This window comes from Pseudomonas sp. FG29 (assembly GCF_057809355.1).
In genome coordinates, this window is sequence record NZ_JBMDJU010000053.1 from 1 (window position 1) to 1102 (window position 1102).

General features: G+C 58.8%; 1 protein-coding gene. It reads right to left on the reverse strand.

Annotated elements, in window-relative coordinates:
* Positions 1-17: 17 nt before the first annotated feature.
* Positions 18-965, reverse strand: coding sequence for an IS110 family RNA-guided transposase (locus ACODS1_RS24095; RefSeq protein ID WP_489087636.1), 948 nt, complete (start codon positions 963-965; stop codon positions 18-20).
* Positions 966-1102 lie beyond the last annotated feature (137 nt).

The following is a 1102-nucleotide window of genomic DNA, read 5'->3' on the forward strand; positions in this document are numbered from 1 at the left end:
AGCAACCGTGTCCAGCGTCAAGTCACTTGAGGCCTGAAATGAGCCTGATCACGGAGCATCGCATTGAGGATGGTAAGCAATTTCCGCATGCACGCGACGACCGCTACTTTGCCTGGTTTCCCCTGTTCCTTCAGTCGCCGGTAGAAGCTGTACACGACCTCGTTGTGGCTGCGAATGGCCGACAGCGTAGCCATGTAGAGCACCTTCCTGACTTCGGATCGCCCACCCCAGACTCGCCGGGTACCTCGGTAGTAGCCGCTGTCCCGATTGAAGGGCGCGACCCCCACCAGTGCCGCAATCTGCTTGCGGTTTAGGAGGCCCAGCTCTGGCAGTAGAGCGAGTAACGTGACTCGACAAACGGGCCCGATACCTTTCACTTCAGCCAGCAAGTCATCCTTGGCCCGCCAGATCTCTGACTTCTGAATGGCGTCATTTAGCCCAGCATCGCTGGCCCTGAGGCGCTTCTCCAGCCACTGGATGTGCAGCTTGATGTCGCGTCGCAGGGTCTTGCCTACCGCCTGCTGCAAGCGCAGCTTTTCGGCGACCATCATGTCGACCAGTTGCCGCCGACGCCCAACCAGATCCGCCAGTTCGAGCGCCTGCTCATCGGGTAACGGGCGTATGGCGGGACGGATGGCAATGCCGAATGCGGCGAGAACCCGAGCATCCAACGCGTCGGTCTTGGCCAGTTGACCCGATGCCTTGGCAAAGTCGCGGACTTGCCTTGGATTGACCAGCACCAAGGGCAATTTCTGTGCAGCCAGCTCCGCAATCAGGAGGCGTTCCAGGCCACCCGTTGCCTCAGCCACGATCAGATGGGGTACCAAGGCCAGCATATCGGTAGCCAGTTGGGCCCTGCCTGGAGCGTCGTTGGCATAGCGCTGGAGCGTGACGCTGCCACTGACGAAGACATCGAGAAAGTTCTTCGAGATATCGATTCCAACAACGAGAAGTTCTTGGTTCATGGCATTCCTCTCTCACCCTGACTTGCAGAAACGAGCTTTGAGCTCAGGCAACCGTTCGGGTTAATCAAGAAAAACCTGCTCCGACCCTCGCTCGCCTACGATCTGGAGATCTAGTCACTGGCGGTCTGGAGCAGGTG